The organism is Leclercia adecarboxylata (assembly GCF_035787115.1).
Classification (GTDB): domain Bacteria; phylum Pseudomonadota; class Gammaproteobacteria; order Enterobacterales; family Enterobacteriaceae; genus Enterobacter; species Enterobacter adecarboxylatus_E.
The window spans coordinates 121,388-143,256 of the sequence record NZ_JALKTL010000004.1 but is presented as its reverse complement, the minus strand read 5'-3'; the positions used below and the strand labels follow the sequence as shown (position 1 = coordinate 143,256).

Sequence of the window (21,869 nt, the reverse complement as noted above, 5' to 3'; positions counted from 1 at the left end):
TCCATGAAAAGCATGAAACTGGAGTGGAAAAGAGGTGACTGGGCGGCGTATTTCGGGTTGATGACCAACAACCTGACGAACCTGCTGACCATGATGGGGCTGCTCATTTTTGTCGTCGGCATCCCGAAAGAGATTGTTTATGGACGTATTGCGCCAGCCTTCGGGCTGGCGGTACTGGTGGCGAGCGTCTGCTATGCGTGGTTTGGCCTGCAGATGGCGCGCCAGACCGGGCGTAACGACGTCACCGCGCTGCCGTCGGGGCCGAGTGCGCCCTCGATCTTCACCGTCACTTTTCTGGTGCTGATGCCGGTCTATCAGCAAACCGGCGACGCCGACTTCGCCATCCAGATTGGTCTGGTGTGGTGCTTTGTCGAGGCGATGATCCTCGCAGGCGGTTCGTTCCTCGGCGAGACCATCCGCAAGATGATCCCGCGTACCGTGCTGCTGTCGTGCCTCTCCGGGCTGGGCCTGCTGTTGCTGGCGATGAACCCAATGCTGCAGGCGTTCGAAGCGCCGACGGTCTCCTTTATCGTGCTGCTGCTTATCTTCATTAACTGGTTTGGCAAAAAGCCGATCTTTGCCCGCATCCCCACCGGCCTGCTGCTGCTGATCGCCGGTACCGCGCTGGCATGGATCTCCGGCCTGCAAAGCCCGGAAGCGATCAAGGCCTCGATGTCCTCCTTCGGCTTTAACCCGCCGGAAGTGCATATCGACAGCTTTATGCAGGGCCTGCCGCACGCGCTGCCGTACCTGGCCTCTGCCGTGCCGCTGGGGCTGGCGAACTACATCTTTGATCTGGAGAACATCGAAAGCGCCCACGCGGCGGGGGATGAGTACCCGACCCGCAAGGTAATGCTGGCGAATGGTCTCTCCTCCATGCTCGGTTGCCTGATGGGGAACCCCTTCCCGGTGACGGTCTACGTCGGCCACGCGGGCTGGAAAGCGATGGGGGCGAGCATCGGCTATACGCTGGCCTCTGGCGTGACCATGTTCATCGTGCCGCTGTTCGGGCTGGGGGCCTTTATGCTCGCCATCATCCCGATGACCGCCATCGTGCCGATTCTGGTGTTTATCGGCGTGGTCACCGCCAACCAGGTGGTGAGGGAGACGCCCAAAGTGGAGGTGCCCGTCATCTTTATCTGTCTGTTCCCGTGGATCGCCAACTGGGCGCTAACCATGATGAACAGCGTGATGGGGGCTGCGGGGACCAGTGCGGCGAAGATCGGCACCGACGTGCTGCACAGCAAAGGCATTTACTACGAAGGGCTGATGCATCTGGGTAACGGCGCGCCGCTCGCCAGTATGCTGTGGGGCTGTATCGCCATCTTCGCCATTATCAATAAACCCCTGCGCGGCGCCGTTGCCGCTGCCGTCGGTGCGCTGCTGGCGCTGTTCGGGGTGATCCATGCCCCGGTGGTGGGCTTTGCGGAAGGCAGCTCGCTGACCTTCGTGCTGGCCTACCTGATGATGAGCGGCATGTTTGTGGTGAAGCATTTTCTCGACAGCCGGGAAGTTGCGAGCGCTGCGGCACCGGTTTCTGAATCCTAAAACATTACCCCTCACCCCAGCCCTCTCCCCATAGGGGAGAGGGTGTAATCGTACCCTCTCCCCTATGGGGAGAGGGTTAGGGTGTAATCGTACCCTCTCCCCTATGGGGAGAGGGTTAGGGTGAGGGGCCCAGACCGCACAGTTTAAGGAAACAACATGAAAGAGCTCATGGTCGTTGCCATCGGCGGCAACAGCATTATCAAAGATAACGCCAGCCAGTCGGTTGAACATCAGGCGCAGGCGGTAAAGGCGGTGGCAGAGTCCGTACTGGAGATGCTGGCATCGGACTATGACATTGTGCTCACCCACGGCAACGGTCCCCAGGTGGGGCTGGATCTGCGCCGGGCGGAGATCGCCCACGAGCGGGAAGGGCTGCCGCTCACCCCGCTGGCGAACTGCGTGGCGGACACCCAGGGCGGCATCGGCTATCTGATCCAGCAGGCGCTCAACAACCGCCTGGCCGCCCGCGGCGAGCAGAAAGCGGTGACGGTGGTCACCCAGGTCGAGGTGGATAAAAACGATCCCGGCTTTACCCATCCGACCAAGCCGATCGGCGCGTTTTTCAGTGAAGCCCAGCGCGACGAACTGCAACAGGCGCACCCGGACTGGCATTTTGTTGAGGATTCCGGCCGGGGATACCGCCGGGTAGTGGCCTCGCCGCAGCCGGTACGCATTGTCGAAGCCGACGCCATCAAGGCCCTGACGCAACAAGGCTTTGTGGTGATTGGCGCGGGCGGTGGCGGTATTCCGGTAGTGCGTACCGAACAGGGCGACTACCAGAGCGTGGATGCGGTGATCGACAAAGATCTCTCCACCGCGCTGCTGGCCCGGGAGATCCGCGCCGACGTGCTGGTGATCACCACCGGAGTGGAGAAGGTATGCATCAACTTCGGCAAACCCAACCAGCAGGCGCTGGAGAGCGTCAGCGTGGCGCAGATGCTGCGTTACAGGGAGGAGGGGCACTTCCCGGCGGGCAGCATGCTGCCAAAAATTGATGCCAGCCTGGAATTCCTGCGCCACGGCGGCAAGCGGGTGATCATCACCTCGCCGGACTGCCTGCCCGCAGCGCTGCGTGGTGAAACCGGCACCCATATTGTGGCTTAAACCCGTCGGGTACGAATACTTTAGTAAAAGGAAGAGACAATGAGTGAAAATAAAAGCCGCCGGGAGTTTCTCAGCCAGAGCGGCAAAATCGCTACCGCCTGCGCCCTGTTTGGCACCACCGGCTCCGTCGCGTATGCTGCTGACACAGCAAAACCGACCTGCGAGACGGGCAAACCGATGAACATCACCGCGACACACTACTATCTGGACAACGTGCTGCTGGAGGCCGGGTTTAACGTCGACGGCGACGTGGCGACGAGCACTCGCACCGAGCTGAAAACGCTGGAGATCAAGGACGGCAAAATCGCCGCGCTGCTCGACAACAAAAGCCACGCCGACGCCACCCTGCCGCACTACGATGGCGGCGGCAAACTGCTGTTACCGGCGATGCGCGACATGCACATCCATCTGGATAAGACCTTCTACGGCGGCCCGTGGCGCTCGCTCAACCGCCCGGCGGGTACCACCATTCAGGACATGATCCGCCTGGAGCAAAAGCTGCTCCCGGAGCTACAGCCCTACACCCAGGAGCGCGCAGAGAAGCTGATCGATCTAATTCAGTCGAAAGGTTCCACCATCGCCCGCAGCCACTGCAATATCGAACCGGTTTCCGGGCTGAAGAATCTGGAAAATTTACAGGCGGTATTAGCCCGACGTCAGCCCGGCTTTGCGTGTGAAATCGTGGCCTTCCCGCAGCACGGGCTGCTGTTGTCCAACGCTGAAAAGCTGATGCGCGAGGCCATGCAGGCGGGGGCGCACTACGTGGGCGGGCTGGACCCCACCAGCGTCGACGGCGCGATGGAAAAATCCCTCGATCTGATGTTCCAGATTGCGCTGGATTACGACAAAGGGGTGGATATCCATCTGCACGAAACCAGCCCGGCGGGCGTGGCGGCGGTGAACTACATGGTGCAAACCGTGGAAAAAACCCCCGAGCTGAAGGGCAAGCTGACCATCAGCCACGCCTTTGCCCTGGCAACGATGAACGAGCAGCAGGTGGATGAGATTGCCACCCGCATGGCGGCACAGCAGGTGACCATCGCCTCCACGGTGCCGATTGGCACCCTGCATATGCCGCTCAAACAGCTGCGCGACAAAGGCGTGTATGTGATGACCGGCACCGACAGTGTGATCGACCACTGGTCGCCGTATGGCCTCGGCGACATGCTGGAAAAAGCCAATCTGTACGCCCAGCTCTATATCCGCCCGAACGAGCAGACGCTTTCCCGCGCGCTGGGCATCGCCACCGGTGACGTGCTGCCGCTGAACGACAAAGGCGAGCGCGTATGGCCAAAGGCGCAGGATGCCGCCAGCTTTGTGCTGGTCGACGCCTCCTGTTCCGCCGAGGCGGTGGCGCGCATCTCTCCGCGTACCGCGACCTTCCATAACGGCAATCTGGTGTGGGGTACGGTGGGTTGAGACGTCCCCTTACCCCAGCCCTTTCCCCACAGGGGAGAGGGTGTAAGTTCCCTCTCCCCATTGGGGAGAGGGTTAGGGTGAGGGGTATACTATGGACCACATTCTCAAAGAGGGATCTGCCATGGCACAAAACATCTACGACAACCCGGCGTTTTTCGAAGGCTACGCCCAGCTTCCGCGTTCCATCCAGGGGCTGGACGGCGCACCGGAATGGCCTGCTCTTAAGGGCATGTTGCCGGACTTAACCGGTAAAACAGTTATCGATCTCGGCTGCGGCTACGGCTGGTTTTGCCGCGTGGCGCGTGAGTTGGGCGCGACTGACGTCACCGGGGTTGATATCTCCGAAAAGATGCTCGCCCGCGCGGCTGAACTCACGGACGACGAACATATTCACTACCAACGCAGCGACCTGGAATCTCTGGCGCTCACAGAGAGCAGCGTCGATCTGGTTTACAGTTCCCTGGCGCTGCACTATCTGCCGGAGCTGGACACCCTGTTTAACAAAATCCAGCGCGCGCTGAACCCCGGCGGCAGTCTGGTCTTTTCCATGGAACACCCCATCTACACCTGCGCCTCGCGCCAGGGCTGGCTGAGCGGCGAGAACGGCGAGCGGTTCTGGGGCGTAAATCAGTATCAGAACGAGGGGCAGCGCGTCAGCAACTGGCTGGCAGACGGGGTGATCAAGTACCACCGCACGCTGGGCACGACGATTACCACGCTGATTAAGGCCGGACTCACGCTTGATGAGGTCAATGAATGGGGGCCAACACAGGCGCAGATTGATGCCTGGCCTGCGCTGGCCGAAGAGGCTGAACGTCCGATGCTGGTGCTGATTTCAGCCCGTAAGGCTCAGTAACCCACCTTATACACCCGCCCGCTCTGCACCCCTTCCACGCTGCGGCGATAGGCCTGCGCCACGCTGGCTGCGGGCACGCTTTCAAAGCCCGGGAAGAAGCCGTCGTAGGCTTCAGCGGATTCGGTGAGCACCGTCGGGCTAATCAGGTTGATGCGGATCCCGCGCGGCAGTTCGCAGGCGGCGGCGCGGACAAAGCCTTCCAGCGCGACGTTTACCGTGGTGGCATTCACCCCCTGGGCGATGGGCTCGTGGGCAACAATGCCGCTTATCAAAGTGATCGACCCGCCTTCATTCAGATAGTGCTGCCCGGTGAGCGCCAGCCGCACCTGGCCCAGTAATTTGTCCTGCAATCCCTGGTTAAACTCGCTGTCGGTCATGGTCGACAGAGGACCAAAGTGCAGCCCGCCGCTGGCAGAGACAATTGCGTCCACCGGGCCGATCTTCTCAAACAACGCCTGCACGCTGGCCTGGGAGGTGATATCTACCTGACGATCGCCTTTTGTACGACCCACGCGAATGACTTCATGACGACGACTCAGCTCCTCTGTAACGGCCTGACCGACCGTACCGCTGGCACCAATAATGACGATTTTCATAGCCGACTCCTCTGTGTTGTGAGCCTTGATTGTTTAACAAACCGCAGAGCGGATAAACTGGGCTAAAGTTAGATCATTATTAACCAGAGGTTTGCAATATGGATAAGCTTCGCGGCATGGAGACCTTTATCGCGGTGGTGGAGAGCGGCAGCTTTACCGGTGCCGCCGCCAGGCTTTCGATGTCGGCGGTGATGGTTGGAAAGTATATCGCCTGGCTGGAGGCGCAGCTTGGCACGCGGCTGCTGGAGCGCAATACCCGCCGCCAGAGCCTGACCGACGCCGGGCGGGTCTGGTTCGAAGAGGCAAAGCGGGTCATTGAGCAGGTCGCCATCGCTGAACGTTCGGTGGAGCGTCTGCGTACCGCGCCCGCGGGCACGCTGCGGGTGACTGCGCCCACCTCGTTCGGCGGGTGCGTGATTGCCCCGCTGACCGCCACCTTTTTGCAGCGTTTCCCGGAGGTGCGCGTCGAGCTGGATCTCACCAACCGGAGGGTGGATCTGGTGGAGGAGGGGGTAGATCTGGCGATCCGCATTGGCGACATCCACACCGAGGATCTGGTGGCGAAATATCTCTGCCCGTACCGGATGGTGATCTGCGCCGCGCCCGACTACTTAGCCCGCCACGGCACGCCGCAAACGCCGGACGATCTGGTGGATCACCTCTGTCTCTCCCACACCGTCTGGACCGCGCGCAACGAGTGGCGGCTGCCGGGCATGGAGGGGGAGGTGCGCTGGAAGCGCGATGCGATCCTGCGCTGTAACGACGGGTATGGACTGCGGATGGCGGCGATTGCCGGCGCGGGATTGCTGTTGCAGCCGGAGGTGCTGGTGGCGGACGAGCTGGCGAATGGACGGCTTATACGCGTTTTAGAAGGTTGCACACCACAACCCCGACCGGTGCATCTGTTATGGCGTCAGGATCTACGTCCGTTGCCGAAACTCACTCAATTTATTGCACATATCATGCAACAGGCACCGTCTTTCCCCTCTCCCTTTCAGGGAGAGGGTCGGGGTGAGGGTCAGAAGCGATAACCGACGCCCACATTCCAGCCGTCGATGCCGTAGTCGTCGCCCAGATCAGCCGTGGTGCCTTCGTAACCGACGTGGATCGCCAGCTCAGGCGTTGGGTTAAACTGCACGCCCGCGCCGTAGGCGAAAGAGGTGGATTTCTCATCGATGCCGTCGCGCTGGGTATAGTTGTCGCCGCCGTTCACCCAGGTGGTGTGGCCGTCTGCTTTCACGCGTGCCACGCCGCCCAGCGCATACAGGGAAACGAAATCATTCAGGCGATACGCCGGGCCTGCCATCAGGGAGTAATATTTCACTTCGATGTGATTTTTAATGGAGTCGGACGCGAGATAATAATGCTCGTCCTGATCGCCGCTCATATAGGTGAATGAGCCCACCAGGCTTACCGGAGAATCCCACTCGTAGCGATACTGAACGTTCACGCCGCGGATATTTTTGAAGTCTTCAACATTACTCTGCGCATAACCCACAGAAACGGTGTGATTATCCGCCAGAGCAGCGCCGCTTGCCAGACTCGCCGCAACGCATACCGCCAGAGTCATTTTTTTCATTTTCCGTAATCCTTGTTGTCATTTTTTATGTGTAATGCCATATATCCCCAACCATCAGGCTGGAGATATTCCACTGCAAATTAAGGCGATAAAATTGTTGGTTTTTTTGGTGGGGGATGAAATAGGGAATAATCTTAAAGGCCGGAATAGTCCTGGAATTTGCCTCCCCTATATTGGTAGGGCGTGATGCTTACTCATCATATTTAAGGCTGATGCTTATTTTCTCTGCGGGTATTTCAACGGTGATATCGCAACCTGTCCAGGGTGCTTTACCATTGGTCATATCATTCTGAATATAATAGTCCCTCAGGTTAACTAACAGAAGACGTAAATGGTAACTGGCGAGCTTATCCGGAACAAACCAGTCCTGGTTATCCTGTTGATCAATATAGTCATATTCATACTCGCATGACTCGCCATCGAGGGCTAATTTTGCGCGAGCAATGATTTTCTTCGCCTCAGCAGGACCGGCATCAACCAGTAATTGAGCAATTTTATTATGCAGATCGTCTAAGTCGATCATTTATTTGTCCTGAAGTTTTATTTAGTGCGAGATTATTATCTGTTAATCAGCATACTTAAAATCAATTGTAATTCTGAGCGTTTCAACATCGACCGTTATTTCGCAGGCATGCCAGAACGAAGGCTGTTGTGAGGAGATGTTATTGACAAAAAATGTCCTCAGCTCAACCAGAAGATCCATCAAACCCGCACTGGCTTGCGCACCAGCTGAAAACCAGTTTGTTTCACCTGACAGGCTATCCACGTAGTCAAATTCACTTTTGCAGTGGTCACCTTCAGGCGACAACTCTGCACGCATGATAATTTTTGCGGCATTATCGGGTGCGGCGGAGACTAAGAGGGATCCAATGTCATTATAAATATCCTGGGAGTGGCGCATAGTTTCATCCTGAGGTGGCAAATCGTATTAATTAGGACAAAGGCCGGTCGGCGCTTTAAGCGGGCCGCACGCATCGTAGCCGTAAACCTTGTAGCCTTTACTTTTCATGCAGCCTGAGATTTTATCGTTTCTTGCCACCACCTCCTGAAGCGTTTCCTCCGGGCGAGAGCTGCCGCCGTTCCAGCTGCCATCGTCAAGATTGGCGTTTTTGGGTACGCCACAGCTGTAGAGATCTTTTTTACGCTGTTCATTATCGGTGTAACCGCCTGCACCCGGCTTCTGAAACGTTTGCGCATAGCGGACATATTGATAGTCGGTTGAGTCCATATTGCCGACAACACAGCCGCTGAGCATGAAACAGAAAAGGATGGGGAATATTTTCATTTGCGACTCCCTGTGATTGATAGCCATTACCTTGTCAAAATGAGCAGGCATTTTCCGCGTCAGTGCTGCAATGATGTTGCCTTCAATTATGTATAAAGACTATCGTCATAGGGCGCTTCAGCCAGAATATTTTGAATTTCATTTCGTGCTTCCGACTCCCATGCTGGGTTCATATTTGCCATTATTTCAATAAATTTTGGAAAAGCGATGCGTCGTCCATCCTTGCCTTTAATCCGATGCGCTAACTCATACTGGTAGGCAATCTGACAGGCAAATTCGGACATAATCCAGTAAAGCAGCGTATTCAAAGAGTGAGTAACTTTTCGCGAAAGCTCATAACCTCTTTCTGAATAAATATAATTATATGTATTGTTTTCGAATGAAATATAGGGAGTGCCACCGCCAACGGGAGCAGAACAAAGATTCACTGAATGTTTTGGAAAACCTGCTCGTAAAATGATTTCATCAACTTGTTTTTGTATTTCATTAATATTGGCTAACATATTAGTGAACCTCATTGCACACTATTTTAACGTTAACTGGATGTTGCTACCATCAGGAACATCTCTTATTTGCAATGCAATATTGGCTCTTGCTTTCATTGCTACTGTCGATTTTTCTAAGTAAAGATTATCTTGCTCATATTTGCCACCCACAACAAACGGAATTTTGGGGGCCAGGCGATAGCCCGCAGGTATTGAACCATACTTCTTCTGCCATGCGTTTGCCAGTGGGAAGCCTGTTAAGACCCCATAGTCTTCAAGAATTTGTTTACACCATTCATTGATATCTGGTGCAAGGTAATCAAAAGAGCCCGTCTCAGGATCGAAAGTGTATATTCCATCTTCTTTTATACAAAATTGACCGCCAAAAACATCTTCAGCGAAGAAGAGGGCGTTACGAGCAAGATCATCGTAACAATCAATCCATAAGCTATTATCATTCCAGTCGATGAGGCCGATCTCTTCCCCGTCTGTCTCAACAGGGAAAACATGTAGAGCTGACTCGAAACCATAAAATCCGTTTCGTTTATTTAATAAATTAATTAAATCCTCAATCAGAGGATAATCATGAAAAGCTGAAGGTGGTTTTTTGCCCCTTTCCCGAGGAAATATTACCGCTGCAAACGAATAAGAGCTTTTCCAAAAATATAGACATTTTTAGTTCTCATATTTAAAGTCAATGTTAATCCTGAGTGTTTCAACGTTTACCGTTACCTCACAGCCCTGCCAGAACGGCTTTTCGAGTGATTGAACGTTATCAACGAAAAAATTCCTCAGTTCGACCAAAAGATCTAAAAGTCTTGCACTGGCATCCGCTGTTTCAGTAACCCAATGCTGGTTTCCCTGTTTATCGACATAGTCATAAGTAAACTCACCGCAGTCGCTTTCAGATTCTAACTTTGCGTTCAGAATGATTTCTACCGCATCCTCAGGCGCGATCGAAAGCAATACCGCACCAATATCATTATAAATATCCTGGGATTCACGCATCATTCCTCCTGTCGTGAACAAAAATCTAAAAAAACCCCTGCGAGAGCAGGGGGTCAGGAAAGAAGGTTAAACAGGTCTCGTCTGAGCTGATGGAGATCATCGTTTTCACTCATCAAAACATTTTCGTTTCTGTACAGTACCCCGGCGTTTTTGGAGCACTGCTTCACAGATGCTCCAAAAATCATCTTTTATGGCGCCAGGGAATTTCAGGTAAAGTAATTACCTTAATTGCCATCGATCCAGACATCTTTCACCCAGGCGGCTAAATCAGGCCACTGATCTTCACTATCCCCATCGCCAGTCCAGTATCGGACACGACCTTGTTGATCTAAACAATAATAACTGCCGTTATCTTCACATATGGGTAACCACGATTCAGGTACGCCAACTTCCTTTGCCTCATTTATAGCCGTTAATAACTCGCCATAGAATTTTTTGTCTTCTGTGACCGACAACAGTTCGATTGTTCCGTAATAGATATTGCCAACTTCCTTAAGCAGTTTCTTGTAGTCAGGTGAAAAAGAAAAGCCTGTCTCTTCTTCATATTTAGAAATAAGATCGTCATCCGGCAAAGGGATATTGGTTCTCTCGTTCCCGGATACTACCTTTAACTCTTCAATAACATTATTCAGGCTGTTAGTCATACTGTCACCTATTTGAAATCGTTAGCTCGCTGCTTCCAGTAATCAGCGCGCCATCTGTTGAATTGTGCACGATTTATACCAGAAGGTATGCTGTTATCGTTAATGTGAATAGTACTATGGTTATCCTTGTGGAAGCTTTGCGTCACTTCCGCAATAGGCCCATCCTGACTTTGCAGCATATGGTGCAGGTTTACGGGTTTCCCATCTGTGCCAATGGGAGCACGTCCTCCCTGCATCAACTCAAGATTTGTTTTCCCTGACTTAGGATCAATATAACCAGGGTCAAACAAATCATTACGCTGATAGACTTTATTTCCTTTGAATACAACAGGATCTGCGGTCCAGAATTTTCTCTCCTGGCCAAAGTATTTAGCAGAACTAACATCATTTCCAGCTTTTACAATCAGTTTAGACGCAGTATCGAGATCGCCTTGTGCCAGTGCCTTCTCTGCTGCTTTAAGTGCTTTCCCTGCTCCGTCTCCCACCCCCGGGAAAATCGCGATGACAGCGGCCAGATAATCCACTGCTGATTCCGCTTCCGCAAACCCTTTGATATCGCCGATGATGGGGACAAAATCGACCCCAAATAAAGCTGCGTCTTCCAGCGCTTCCCGACGCTCGGTGTACATTTTAACCGAGCAGGCTTCGGCGCTCATCCCGGCACAGTTTTCGCGCTTATAGCGTTCATTTTCGGCCTTCACCTGCTCTTCGGCCACTTGCTCGGTGGTTTTACCCTGCGCCAGTGCCGCGGCGATGTCGCCAAGGGAGTTATTCTCAACCGTCGTCTTACCCGCCTGTGCCCCCGCCACAGCAGACGCAGAGCTGTCGCCCACCAGCCCACCGGATAAGCCCGCCGCCAGCGTCGCCAGCGCAGAGACCGTCTGCTTCTGCGTTTCATCCAGCTCATCGGCAGATTTATCGTACATCTCTTTGGCAATCATCCCCACCAGCTCGCCCGTGGCGGCACCGGCGGCGCCCGCCAGCGCGTTTTGCCCCTGGGCGGCGGCCAGCGCGGCGTTGACCACCGCGTGGGCGGCGACTTTGCCCTCGTTGCTCAACCCGCTGCGGTGACCAATGACATCCGCCAGGTACGGCGCGGCACCGCCCGCAAGGGCCGCGCTGAGATCGCTCCCGGCCAGCCCCTGAACCGCTGCCGTCGCCGCCTGAATCGCCCGCTGATACTCCCCGCCGGTGCCAAAGCCGGAGGCATTCATCGCATCGTTGTACGCCGTCTGGTAGATCTGACCGTTAATGTCTTCCAGGGTCGCGGTCTTGCCCGGGTTGGCTTTTTCCCACGCCGCTTTCGCCTCCTGCAGATCCTGCGCGTTGACGTTTTTCAGCTTCTCTTTCGCCGCGTTGGTGGCGCGGATGCTCCCCTCGGTGCGGGCAATATCCGCCACCTGATTACCAATCTCGCCGATCAGCTGCGCCTGCTGGAGCCGCTCCTGCTCTTTCTCTTTGTCGAAGATAGGGGAGAGGGTCTGGTTGGCGTGCTCCACGTCGCGGCTGAGCTGGTTCACATCCTGAACCTGACGATCCCGATCGCGGACAATCAGGGTACCGTCCGATACCGCGGCGCGCGTGGTGCTGCTGTCATGCCCGTCGCGGTTGGCGCCCACCAGCAGGCCGTTGGCCATATTCCCGGCAAACTGGCTGCCGATGCTGCCCCCGGTGCTCATGCCTACGCTCTGGTGTTCCACCTCGAAGTCGGCGCGGTTTTCAATATCGCTGAAGCCAATGGTGCCGGTATCGAGACGGTTTTTATCGGCGGTAGCCGTCGAGCCAATCACCGCCCCGTTGAGCTGGGTATGCTCGCCCACGGTGACGTCGTAGCCACCTTTGCCCGCGAAGATCCCGGTCTGCTCCACCACCGAGTCGTAGTTGCTGTGCATCTTGTCGCGGCTGAGGTTGACGCTGGCCGAGCCGGTCATGGAGCCGATGCTGAAGCTCCCGCCCGCGCTGGCGTTCTGCTGTTTCGAGTCGTAGCGATCGCTGTCCTGCCCGGAGGTGAGGGTCAGGTTGCGGCCAATGTTCGCTCTCACCGTTTCGCCGCTCACCTGCGCCCCGGTCAGGGTGGCGTCACGTCCGGTCAGGAGATTCACCTGGCGGCCCGCGTCCAGGGTGGTTTCGCTGTGGGTGGTGCCGGTGCCGCTCTCGTTGCCCTTGCCGCGGTTGACGCTGGCGGAGATGTTCAGACCAAAGCCACCGGAGCCGTATCCGATGCCCACCCCGACGCTGCCGCCCTTGCTCTCGTTTTTGCCGTCCAGCAGCTGGGTGTTTTGCGCCGAGCGCAGATAGAGATCGCGGTTGGCGGCGAGGGTCAGATCGTTGCCCGCTTTCAGCTGGCTGCCGTCCACGGTCAGGTCCCCGTCGGCGCCGCGCGCGCCGCTGCCGGTGGCGACAACGCTGAGATCGCGCCCGGCGTTAAGGGTGCTGCCCTGAGCGGTGTTCTGCTCGCTGTACTGGGTGGATTTCGACGACTGGCTGCCGTAGGAGAGGCTGATACCCACGGTGTTGGTGTTTGATTTGTCTGCCCCGAGCGCCTGGTCCATCCGCGCGGCCTGGGCGGCCTGCACGCCGGAGAGCGCCGCCTTCACCCCCTGCAACGCCTGCAGGCGACCGCTACCGGAGGATTTCGCCTGCTGCGAGGCCTCGACGGCGCTGTTCAGCGCGCTGCCGACGGTGCCGGAGAGCGCCAGGGTCAGCCCGGAGGTTTTCTGCTCCACCTCGTGGGTTTGCTGGCTGCGGTTGTTTACCGCCGTGATGTCGACGTTTTTACCCGTGAGCATCATGTCCTGACCGGCCACCAGATCCGAGCCGCTTACCGTCAGACGATCTCCCGCCCGCAGGGTCAGGTCGCCGTTGACGCTGCCCACGGTGCTGCCCGCCTGGGTCGCGTCCGCCCCGGTATCGGTGGTTTTGATGCTCCGGGTGCCGACGCTAAAGCCGATCCCGCCCGAGCTCATCAGCCCCGATTTTTTCTCCTGCTTCTGGTGCAGCTCGTTATTGCGTTCGGCCTGGGTCTCCACGCTCAGGTTGTTGCCCGCCAGCAGGGCGACATCCCCGGTGCCCGCCACGTTGCTGCCGCGCACGGTGAGATCGTTTCCGGCGGTGAGGTTAACGGTGTCGCCGTTCAGCTCGCTGCTCTGCACCGTCTGACGGGCGATCTGGTCATGGGTGGTGGTAGTCGTTTTCGACAGCCAGCCGTTACCGCCCACCACTTTGTGCCGTTCGTCCAGATCCTGGGTATTTTCCCCTGCCGTCAGGGTCAGGTTGTTCCCGGCGCTGACGTTCAGCGCCTGCCCGGCAGAGAGGGCGGCGGCGCGGGCGTTGAGATCATTCCCGGCTGCCAGGGTCACGTCGCCTTTGCCGGTCACCTCGCTGCCCACGCTGTTGGTCTGGCCCTGTTTCAGGCTGTTGTCGCCATCCCACACCAGGCTATCGCGGCTGGCGGTCTGGAGATCGTTGAGGGACATATCCCGCCCGGCTACCAGCTGCGCGTTGCCGTTCTCGCCGCCGGCAATCACCTGCGCCCCGGTGAGGGTGATATCCCGCCCGGACTGCAATGCCAGCCTGCCGTCGTCACCCTGCACGTAAATGCCGGAGACGCTGTCGATGGTGGTGCGGGCGAAGCGGTTCTCACCGTTCACGCTGTCGGCACTGAGGGTGGTGCTGGTGAGATTGATGTCGCGTCCGGCGCTCGCCAGCACGCTGCTGTCGCCCACGATGGCACCACCGAGGTTGTTGATATCGGTGCGGGCGTTCAGGTTGACGTCGGCCCCCTGAATCGTCCCGGTCTGGTTGGTGATGTTGTCACCATCCAGCTGCAATACCTTGCGCCCGGCTATCGTCCCGCGGTTAAACAGGTCGCCGTTGAGCTTGATGGAGACGTTGTTCCCGGCAATCAGCGCCCCGGAGCCGTCGATATCCCCCGGTTTCACTTTGGCGTAGACCTGCGGCACCAGCACGTTCCCGGTGGAGCCGTCCGGCATCGTCACCCGGGTGTTGACCAGCCAGACGATATCCCCGGTCAGCAGCGCCATCTGCGCAGGCGTCAGCGCCACGCCAATCTTCAGGTCGTACTGCTTGCCGAAGGTGATGCCGCGATCCATCAGCGCCTTGTACTGCTCTTCGTCGTTGCTGTAGCCGTCCAGATAGCGCTGGCCGGTGATGCCAATCACCTGCTCGCGGATCAGGCGCTGCTCGTAGTAGCCATCCCCCAGCCGTTTCAGCGTGTTGTCGCCATCGGCGGTAAAGGCGTTCTGCATATAGTCGCTGCCGAGCCACTGGCGCTCGTTGGTAAAGCGCGGGTCGGTCTCCACCAGGTACGGCACCTCCGCCGACGGGTTCACCTTGAACAGGCTGTTGTCTGGCAGGGTGGTGTTGGGGCCGATAATGCGGATCGCACCCTCGGCCGGGGTTACTTCAAACTGCTGTCCGGCAGGCGGAGTCACCGGCTCGCCCGGGGAGACGGTCTGCTGCGGCGCGGGTTTCACCCCGGCAGCCTGACCAATGGTCACCTCGGTGCCCGGCAAAACCTGCGGGGTGATGCTGATGCTGCTGCCCGCCACGCTGCCGTTGCTGACCAGCTGGCCCGGCTTCAGGAAGATGGTCTGAATGGTGGTGGGCGGAGTGTATGCCGTGCGGTCGCGCCCCTGCTCATCATCGCCCTTGTGGCGAATACGGTAGTAGTGGGTGACGGTGCCTTCATCGGTGGTGTAACGCTTGCCGGGCACGTCCTCGTTCTGCACGCTGCCCATCTGGTCAATGGCCAGCGTACCGCCTGCGATCACCTGGCTCTTGTCGTTAAACAGCTTGTCGCCGGTCATCAGCAGGTTGCCCCCGGCGAGGATCTTCGCCGGGTCGCTCTCTTTGATGCGCGTTTCGTCAACCGTGCGGGTGTAGTCATACTGGTTGAAGTTGTCGTTATTGGCGCCGCTATCTTCTGGCGTATTCAGGTTACGCAGCCCGTCGGAGGAGTTGTCATCCACCCAGACGCCTTTCTCTGTCGAACTCCAGCGATTGGTTGAGCCGGAGTGCTGATAGTCGGTGAGCTGCTCCTCGGACACCCGCACCACTTCGGTGGAGAAGTGGTCGTTGATGTTGTTGATCTGCCCGGCGGCAATCGCCATATCCCCGGCGGACTCGATGGTCGAGCTGTGGTTATTAAGGGTTCCGGCGCGGCCGGTAACGGCGCCGTTATCATCCAGTGCGCCGCCGATGCTCATGCTGCCCGCGCTGTAGATCAGGCCGTGGTCGGCGTTGTTCAGGGTCTGCACGCCCAGGCTCACCTGCTCGCGACCGGCAAGGGTCGCCGCGGTGCCGTTTTCGGCGAGGTTGTTAAAGGTGGCTGCATTGATGCCCACCGCATCGCCGTAGATCCGCCCGGTGCCGGTGTTGGTCAGGGTGTCGGCGTTGATGCGGGTAGCGATCCCGTCGATCAGGCCTCTGTTCAGCAGGGTGCCTGTGGTGGTCAGGGTGGTGCTTCCGGCGTTGATTTCGCCGCTGGCGAGGTTATTCAGGTTCGCGCTCTGCACGTCCAGCGCGCTGCCCGCCATCAGCTGGCCGCTGTTGGTGAGATCGCCCCCGGTGGTGAAGGTCAGGTTGCCGTTGGCGAGCGTGGTGCCGCTGTTGTTCACATCGCTGTTGCTGTGAAGGATCATATCCCCAAGCGACAGCAGCTGACCGCTGGCGTCCAGCGAGGCCGCATCTACGCTCAGCGTTTTACCCGCTTTGAGCGTGCCGCCTGCGTTCAGCAGATTCAGGGCGCTACCGCTGAGAGCCAGGGTATCGCCCGAGGCCAGCACCCCCGCGCCGTTGTTCAGCACGCCGTCGTTATCAATATCCAGTGTGTTATTCGCCAGGATGCTGCCGCGCTGGTTATCCAGACTCCCGGTGTTCAGCGCCAGGCTCTGGCCCTCCAGCCCCTGGTTTGCCCCGAGCGTACTGGTGTTAACAAATTCCAGGGCATTCAGGGTCACGCTTTTGCCGCTGCGGATCAGCCCGGAGACGTTATTCACCGCACCTTTAGCGCTGTCGAAGAGCAGATCCCCCACCGACTGGATCTGCCCGCCGCCGTTTTGCAGATCGGTGGTGTGCAGGGCGGTATCGGCCTCGCCAATGATGCGCCCGCCGCTGCGGTTATCAAGGTTCGTTGCCGCGATATCCGCCGCGCCGCTCGCCGCCAGGGTGCCCGCCTGGTTGTTCACTTTGTCCGCCGAAAGGTTTAGCGCCCCCAGGCTGTTAAGGGTGCCTGCGCGGTTATCCAGCGTGCTGGTGGAGACGTTCACGCCGTCGCCCTGCACCACGCCGCTCTCGTTGATGAGCTGCGTGGTGCCCAGCGACAGGCTCTTTGTCGCCGCCAGCTGCCCGGAAGTGTTGTTCAGCGTGCCGCCGTTGAAATTCAGGCTGTCGCCGGAGAAGGTAGTGCCCTGGCGGTTATCCAGCAGATCGCCGGAGAGTGTCATGGCTCCGACCGATTTCAGCGCGCCGCCGCTGTTGCTGAGCCTGTCGAAACCGGCGGTTAACGTCCGGTTAGCGCCAATCTGACCGTCGGTGTTATCGATAACGCCCGCGTTGAGGCTAAAGTCGCCGTCGCTCGCCAGGAAGCCGCGCTGGTTATTCAGCGCGCCGCTCTCAAGGCTAAGGGATCCCTGAGAGAGCAGGGCGCCGTCGCGGTTATCAAACGCGCCGCCGTTGAGGGCCAGTGTCGCGCCGTCGGCGACGATCACCCCCTGCTGGTTGTTCAGGCTTCCGGCAGTAATGCGCTGGGTTTTGGCCGCCTCGATGCGGCCTCTGGCGTTGTTCACCGCCTGCTGGCTGGCAATCTCGCCGTCACCCGCGCCCGCTGAGATCAGTCCCTGCTGGTTGTTTACCGTCCCGGCGTCCAGCCGGGTGTTGCCCGCCACCGCCACGATCTGCCCGGCGGTGTTGTCGATGTTGTCAGCCTTGAGCTGCACGCCGTTTGCCGCGCCAATCTGCCCCTGCTGGTTATTGAGGGTGCCCGGCAGCGCTACCGTCAGGGTACTGCTGCCGCGCTGGACGATATTGCCTTTCTGGTTGCTGAGGTCGTGGGCGCTGACGCTGATGGTCTCCCCACCCAGCGTGCCGCCGTTGTTATTAAGCATTTTGCCGGTACGGAGAGTCAGTTCGCTGGCGTTAACCTTTGCGCTGGCGGTGTTCACATCCCCCGCGCCGCCGTCCAGCAGCAGGCGTTTGCCCTGGGTCTGGCTGCCGCTGACGTCCACGCCCTGGCCGCGGGCGCTGAGATTGCCCCCGGCCAGAGTTTGCCCGTGCGCGCTCAGCTGGCCGCGGGTGCTAATTTCCAGATCGCCCGCATCGGCGAACGTGCCGTCACTCTTCACCCCGGCAGCGAGCACGCTCTGCTGGCTGCCGGTGAAGCTGCCCGCACTCACCCGGACGTTGTTCGCGGCGGTCATCACGCCGCTGTTGTTCACTTCCCCTGCGGTTTGCAGGCTGGCGCTCTCTGTGGCCCGCAGGGTGCCGCTGTTCTCGATGCGCCCGTCAGCGGAGATCGTCACGCTGCCCGCCTGGGCGCCGATGGCCCCGGCGTTACGTACCCCGACGCCGCGCTCGGTGCCCACCATGCGGATCTTGCCCGCGTACATGCCGCCGAGGCTGGCCACGTCCACCGCCAGCTGCGGGCGGGTGGCCGGATCGTCGCTGCCTTTTTCGACCGTTTCGTGGGCGGCATCCACCCTGTTGCGCCCGGTAGTGACCTTCAGATCCTTAGCCCACAGCCCGGCATTAACCTTCACCGAACGGGCGATGATGTCGGTGTAATCCGCGCCTGAGGTGTCCATCCCCGCGCCCTCGACCACCACTTCGCCGCGCTCGACGTTAAAGCCGGTCAGCGCGCCGTCTTTCATCTGCGGCTGGCCGGTGGTGAGGGTGGCGCGGTTGGCGTTGATAAAACCGCAGCCGCTACAGGTAATGCCTGACGGGTTGGCGATCACCACCTGGGCTTTTTTACCGGCGACTTCGATCATGCCGTTCAGCTTGCTCGGGTCGCGGGAGCTGACCTCGTTGAGGATCACTTTGGCTTCGCCTTTCGCCAGCCAGGGGTTGCCCGCCACCATGCCGCCCAGGCTGGTCTGCACGTTTTTGTGCGAGTTGTTAAGGATCGCTCCTTTCTGGTCCACGTCGAACCGGGTGTAGTTGTTACGGGACACCCCGGCGCTGGACGGGGTCTGGATATTGACCTGCGGCGTGCCGTTGGCGCTGTTAACAACCGTCGGCTGCTGGTTTTTTGGCGCACCGGCATCGGCCACGATGTTAGCCTGCGCCGTCTGTACCGCCCCCATCGCCAGCCACAGGCTAAAGCTTAAGGCGCTCACCCTGCCGATAAGCTGGCTGTGGGTATGACCGATGCCGGAAGAACGGGACGAACCGGCGCGGCCGGAGCGGGCGATATCCGCCACCACCATCAGCATGCCGCGCGCTTTGTTAAAGACAATTTGGTACAGGTTCTTATTCATGGTTCATTCCTTTAAACGCTTCCGGCAGGCTCACAGCGAGCGGGTGATTCTGTTGCCACGCTCTGGCGTGGTGTCGGCTGACGCGGCTGCCGTGGAACAGCATCACGCGCTTGCCACGCTCCGCGCCCCGGTGATAGAGCGCGCGACAGACGTGGTCGGGGAAGATGTCGCGGCGCATCAGGGTGTACATCGCGGCGGTGTGGCCAAACGGAGCGATCCAGTCGCAGAACCAGATCCTGTCCCCGCAGTCCCAGTCCGCTTCTTTCATTTCGATAGCAGGACGGGTGAGGTAGCGGGCTTCCGCCTCCTCGTTCAGCCAGGCCCAGCTCATGAAAAAGACGGGCCGCCCGTTTTCGCTCGCCAGCACGTACTGGCCGCGCTTGACGATCGGCAGCAGCAGGGTGGGCAGGGCGTGCAGGGGCGCGTCCCGGTGCATCGGGGAGTGCATCCACAGCCAGACGGTGGCCCCCAGCACCTCGGCCTCACTCTCTTCGCCGCCGAGGATCAGCGGCGCTTTAATATCCAGATTGCCGACGCGCATCACCAGCTCCAGTTGAGGTTAAAGCCGAGCGTCAGATCGCTGGTTTCAAAGCCGTCCGGCTTCGAGAACGGCGTCCCGGCGAACAGGTCGTAGCCGGTGTTAAAGGCGTTGCCGCGCAGGCCCGCCACGCCGCCCGCCAGGTGTTTACCTACCTGGAGATCGGAACTGTAACCGCCCACTTCGCCATAGTCGGCGCCCAGATAGAACTCCTGATTCGGCAGCGGCGTGCGCCAGGCCACGTCGTTACGCACGTACCAGCCGTGGCTGGCGCTCAGGGTGCGTTCGCCGTCAAAGCCGCGCACCGTCCAGCGGTTGCCAATGGCGAACTGATCCTGCGGCGTCAGCGGCGTGTTGCTTACCTGGCGCAGGTACTGCACGTTGTAGCGGAAGTTTTGCGTGCCGATGGCAAAGGGCAGGTCGAGCTGGGCGTTCAGCAGGGTGATTTTGCCAAGCGCGGTGGCATCGCCCCAGTACTCTTCCGGCGCAGGTTGGGCACCGAACCAGCGGGTGCCGCGCTGATAGCTGATGCCCGCATCCAGCGTCGCCTGGCCGATGTAGTGGCGATGATCCAGCCCGATGCGCCAGGCGGCGGTCTGACGGCGCTGGACGCCCACTTCCGTGTCGTCGATATAGTTGCGCGTCTCCCGGGCCAGCACGTCGTAGGTAAAGGTGGTTTTTTGCGAGCCGCTGCGGTGCAGCACCCGGCTGAGCTGAACGTCGAGGTTTTTACTCTTACCGCTGTAGCGATAATCCTCGTTCAGCCCGGCGACGGTCTGGTGGTAGTCATAGTCGCTGCCGGTGACACCCAGCATCCAGTAGCCAAACGGCACCGAGTAGTGAGCGGTGACGTTTTTGCTGCCTTTGCCGCCCTTGTCGTTCAGATCGTGGCTGGCAGAGACATAGAGCAGATCGCTGAGCGAGAAGGGGTTATCCAGCGACAGGGTCACGCCGCCCTGGTAGCGCCCGGTGGTTTCGGTGCCGGCATCGTCCAGCGACAGGCCGATACGCCACATTTTGCTCTGCTTGCGGGTAATCACTACGTCGCTCTCGCCCGGGTTTTCACCCGGCAGCAGCTCCATACTGGCCTCAACCGTTGGCAGGCGCTGCAGGTTTTCCAGCCCCTGTTCAATATCGCGCAGATCCAGCAGCTCCCCTTCGTGGGCCGGGAAGGCGCTGTAAAGCTGGATATAGTCGTCGCTCTCTTTCGTCAGCTTCACGTGGCGAAGGGTGCCCGGCACGATGGCCAGCTTCAGGGTGCCGCTCTTCAGATCCTGCGACGGGGCCAGCACGCGGGTGGTGATCCACCCGTGGTCCACGATGCGGTTTTGCATCGTACTCATCAGCAGGTTAATCCCTTTGCCGCCCAGACAGCGCCCCTGAGCCTGATTAGCGATGCGCTGTAGCGGCACCCAGTGGGGCAGAGCCTCCTGACCGCTCAGCTCCACGCGGTTAATCGAGAAGCAGGGGGATTCGGTGGGAAAGGCGATTTTGCCGAAACCGGAGGAGGGCTCAGAAAGACGCACGTCCGGGACCGGCGGGGTTAATTGCTGCTCTAATGCTCTCTGGCGCTGCTGCTGAATAATAAATTGATTATCGGGCGGCGCCGCCTGGGCAGAGAAGATTACAGGCAGACCAGCGGCTGTCGCTATTATTATGGCGAGTTTGTGTCGGGCTTTCATCGGCGAATCCGTGCTGTGTAAGCAAAAAGAAGACAATGTGAATTTGTGTAAAATTGTTTAAGTATTACGAGGGGAAGAAAAGGGGGATTAATCCTAAAGCCCGGAATTATCCGAGTTTAAGGCTCCTCAAATCTGGTAGGTTAAAGCGCGGAGAATATAGCCTGAGCGTTTCTCATGGATATCGGGAAATATCCACGAGAAACTTAAGTGAAATTTATGACTATTTTTGAATGCGGTCGACACGAACCACCGGCGGAGAGGATTTTTTATCCAGACTGCCGTTAATGCTGATCATATTATCGGGCTGGACGGTACGGCCATCAAATACGGCCTGCGGAATAATGGTATCGATAGTGCCGGTTTTATCGCGGAATTTAAATTTATCGCCGCCGGAACCTTCAATAAGATTACCGCGCAGGGAGATTGTGGCCCCGTCGTGCATCTCTTTGGCCTGCTCCACGGTCATGATTCGGGCATCTTCCGCCCCGCGATAACCATCATCCAGCGCGTGCGGCGGTGGAGGAGCAGTATCTTTCTTCAGTCCACCATTATCATCGGCCCAGGCGGCCGGAATTATAAGACAACACAATAAGGGTGCGACGGATAATTTCATACAGCCTCCTTGGT

The 21,869-nt window shown here is 58.5% G+C and carries 17 protein-coding genes; 5 read left to right on the top strand and 12 right to left on the bottom strand.

Annotation, left to right across the window (positions count from 1 at the left end; translation table 11 throughout):
- Positions 1-3: 3 nt before the first annotated feature.
- From MXM41_RS14530 to MXM41_RS14515, 4 genes are all read left to right on the top strand, one after another.
- Positions 4-1,548: a xanthine permease gene (locus MXM41_RS14530; protein ID WP_325932693.1), complete on the top strand. Its 1,545-nt coding sequence runs from the start codon at positions 4-6 to the stop codon at positions 1,546-1,548.
- Positions 1,549-1,704: 156 nt separating this feature from the next.
- The gene (locus tag MXM41_RS14525; protein WP_325932692.1) at positions 1,705-2,652 is read left to right on the top strand and encodes a carbamate kinase family protein; all 948 of its coding nucleotides are present in this window, start codon (positions 1,705-1,707) and stop codon (positions 2,650-2,652) included.
- A 39-nt stretch (positions 2,653-2,691) separates the two neighbouring features.
- Positions 2,692-4,071, top strand: a complete 1,380-nt coding sequence (locus tag MXM41_RS14520) for an amidohydrolase family protein (RefSeq protein ID WP_325932691.1) — start codon at positions 2,692-2,694, stop codon at positions 4,069-4,071.
- 121 nt (positions 4,072-4,192) lie between these two features.
- Positions 4,193-4,927, top strand: coding sequence for a class I SAM-dependent methyltransferase (locus MXM41_RS14515; RefSeq protein ID WP_325932986.1), 735 nt, complete (start codon positions 4,193-4,195; stop codon positions 4,925-4,927).
- Here MXM41_RS14515 and MXM41_RS14510 read toward each other — a convergent pair.
- Complete coding sequence (locus MXM41_RS14510) at positions 4,921-5,523, bottom strand: short chain dehydrogenase (protein ID WP_325932690.1); 603 nt, start codon at positions 5,521-5,523, stop codon at positions 4,921-4,923. The genes MXM41_RS14515 and MXM41_RS14510 overlap by 7 nt on opposite strands.
- Before the next feature lie 98 nt (positions 5,524-5,621).
- Here MXM41_RS14510 and MXM41_RS14505 point away from each other — a divergent pair, with 98 nt between their 5' ends.
- Entirely contained in the window at positions 5,622-6,554 is a 933-nt protein-coding gene (locus tag MXM41_RS14505; RefSeq protein ID WP_325932689.1) for a LysR family transcriptional regulator, read from the top strand.
- On the opposite strand, the gene MXM41_RS14500 is transcribed toward MXM41_RS14505, so the two are convergent.
- The 11 genes from MXM41_RS14500 to MXM41_RS14450 all read right to left on the bottom strand — a co-directional run bounded on the left by MXM41_RS14500 (position 6,542) and on the right by MXM41_RS14450 (position 21,855).
- Entirely contained in the window at positions 6,542-7,102 is a 561-nt protein-coding gene (locus tag MXM41_RS14500) for an Ail/Lom family outer membrane beta-barrel protein (protein ID WP_325932688.1), read from the bottom strand. The two genes, MXM41_RS14505 and MXM41_RS14500, sit on opposite strands and share 13 nt — an antisense overlap.
- 190 nt (positions 7,103-7,292) lie before the next feature.
- Positions 7,293-7,625, bottom strand: a complete 333-nt coding sequence (locus tag MXM41_RS14495; protein WP_325932687.1) for a hypothetical protein — start codon at positions 7,623-7,625, stop codon at positions 7,293-7,295.
- 42 nt (positions 7,626-7,667) lie between these two features.
- Entirely contained in the window at positions 7,668-8,003 is a 336-nt protein-coding gene (locus MXM41_RS14490) for a hypothetical protein (RefSeq protein ID WP_325932686.1), read from the bottom strand.
- Between the two features lie 27 nt (positions 8,004-8,030).
- Entirely contained in the window at positions 8,031-8,387 is a 357-nt protein-coding gene (locus MXM41_RS14485) for a hypothetical protein (RefSeq protein WP_325932685.1), read from the bottom strand.
- A gap of 86 nt (positions 8,388-8,473) precedes the next feature.
- A complete protein-coding gene (locus MXM41_RS14480) occupies positions 8,474-8,890 on the bottom strand; it encodes an Imm63 family immunity protein (protein WP_325932684.1) in 417 nt (138 codons plus the stop codon).
- 657 nt (positions 8,891-9,547) lie between these two features.
- Positions 9,548-9,880, bottom strand: a complete 333-nt coding sequence (locus MXM41_RS14475) for a hypothetical protein (RefSeq protein ID WP_130588318.1) — start codon at positions 9,878-9,880, stop codon at positions 9,548-9,550.
- A 224-nt stretch (positions 9,881-10,104) separates the two neighbouring features.
- A complete protein-coding gene (locus tag MXM41_RS14470; protein ID WP_325932683.1) occupies positions 10,105-10,524 on the bottom strand; it encodes an SMI1/KNR4 family protein in 420 nt (139 codons plus the stop codon).
- Between the two features lie 8 nt (positions 10,525-10,532).
- A complete protein-coding gene (locus MXM41_RS14465) occupies positions 10,533-19,022 on the bottom strand; it encodes a hemagglutinin repeat-containing protein (RefSeq protein ID WP_325932682.1) in 8,490 nt (2,829 codons plus the stop codon).
- Positions 19,015-19,563 carry a toxin-activating lysine-acyltransferase gene (locus MXM41_RS14460; RefSeq protein WP_325932681.1) on the bottom strand — a complete coding sequence of 183 codons (549 nt, stop codon included), beginning with the start codon at positions 19,561-19,563 and terminating at the stop codon, positions 19,015-19,017. The genes MXM41_RS14465 and MXM41_RS14460 overlap by 8 nt, the downstream gene beginning before the upstream one ends.
- Entirely contained in the window at positions 19,563-21,242 is a 1,680-nt protein-coding gene (locus MXM41_RS14455) for a ShlB/FhaC/HecB family hemolysin secretion/activation protein (RefSeq protein WP_325932680.1), read from the bottom strand. Before MXM41_RS14455 ends, MXM41_RS14460 begins: the two co-directional genes overlap by 1 nt.
- A gap of 220 nt (positions 21,243-21,462) precedes the next feature.
- Entirely contained in the window at positions 21,463-21,855 is a 393-nt protein-coding gene (locus tag MXM41_RS14450) for a YdeI family stress tolerance OB fold protein (RefSeq protein WP_325932679.1), read from the bottom strand.
- Positions 21,856-21,869: the final 14 nt, after the last annotated feature.

Bases quoted from the DNA above. Each gene is read 5' to 3' on its own strand.
- MXM41_RS14480 (WP_325932684.1), bottom strand. From the start codon at position 8,890: ATGTTAGCCAATATTAATGAAATACAAAAACAAGTTGATGAAATCATT.
- MXM41_RS14450 (WP_325932679.1), bottom strand. From the start codon at position 21,855: ATGAAATTATCCGTCGCACCCTTATTGTGTTGTCTTATAATTCCGGCC.
- MXM41_RS14495 (WP_325932687.1), bottom strand. From the start codon at position 7,625: ATGATCGACTTAGACGATCTGCATAATAAAATTGCTCAATTACTGGTT.
- MXM41_RS14520 (WP_325932691.1), top strand. From the start codon at position 2,692: ATGAGTGAAAATAAAAGCCGCCGGGAGTTTCTCAGCCAGAGCGGCAAA.
- MXM41_RS14485 (WP_325932685.1), bottom strand. From the start codon at position 8,387: ATGAAAATATTCCCCATCCTTTTCTGTTTCATGCTCAGCGGCTGTGTT.
- MXM41_RS14525 (WP_325932692.1), top strand. From the start codon at position 1,705: ATGAAAGAGCTCATGGTCGTTGCCATCGGCGGCAACAGCATTATCAAA.
- MXM41_RS14475 (WP_130588318.1), bottom strand. From the start codon at position 9,880: ATGCGTGAATCCCAGGATATTTATAATGATATTGGTGCGGTATTGCTT.
- MXM41_RS14470 (WP_325932683.1), bottom strand. From the start codon at position 10,524: ATGACTAACAGCCTGAATAATGTTATTGAAGAGTTAAAGGTAGTATCC.
- MXM41_RS14455 (WP_325932680.1), bottom strand. From the start codon at position 21,242: ATGAAAGCCCGACACAAACTCGCCATAATAATAGCGACAGCCGCTGGT.
- MXM41_RS14515 (WP_325932986.1), top strand. From the start codon at position 4,193: ATGGCACAAAACATCTACGACAACCCGGCGTTTTTCGAAGGCTACGCC.
- MXM41_RS14505 (WP_325932689.1), top strand. From the start codon at position 5,622: ATGGATAAGCTTCGCGGCATGGAGACCTTTATCGCGGTGGTGGAGAGC.
- MXM41_RS14490 (WP_325932686.1), bottom strand. From the start codon at position 8,003: ATGCGCCACTCCCAGGATATTTATAATGACATTGGATCCCTCTTAGTC.
- MXM41_RS14510 (WP_325932690.1), bottom strand. From the start codon at position 5,523: ATGAAAATCGTCATTATTGGTGCCAGCGGTACGGTCGGTCAGGCCGTT.
- MXM41_RS14530 (WP_325932693.1), top strand. From the start codon at position 4: ATGAAAAGCATGAAACTGGAGTGGAAAAGAGGTGACTGGGCGGCGTAT.
- MXM41_RS14465 (WP_325932682.1), bottom strand. From the start codon at position 19,022: ATGAATAAGAACCTGTACCAAATTGTCTTTAACAAAGCGCGCGGCATG.
- MXM41_RS14500 (WP_325932688.1), bottom strand. From the start codon at position 7,102: ATGAAAAAAATGACTCTGGCGGTATGCGTTGCGGCGAGTCTGGCAAGC.
- MXM41_RS14460 (WP_325932681.1), bottom strand. From the start codon at position 19,563: ATGCGCGTCGGCAATCTGGATATTAAAGCGCCGCTGATCCTCGGCGGC.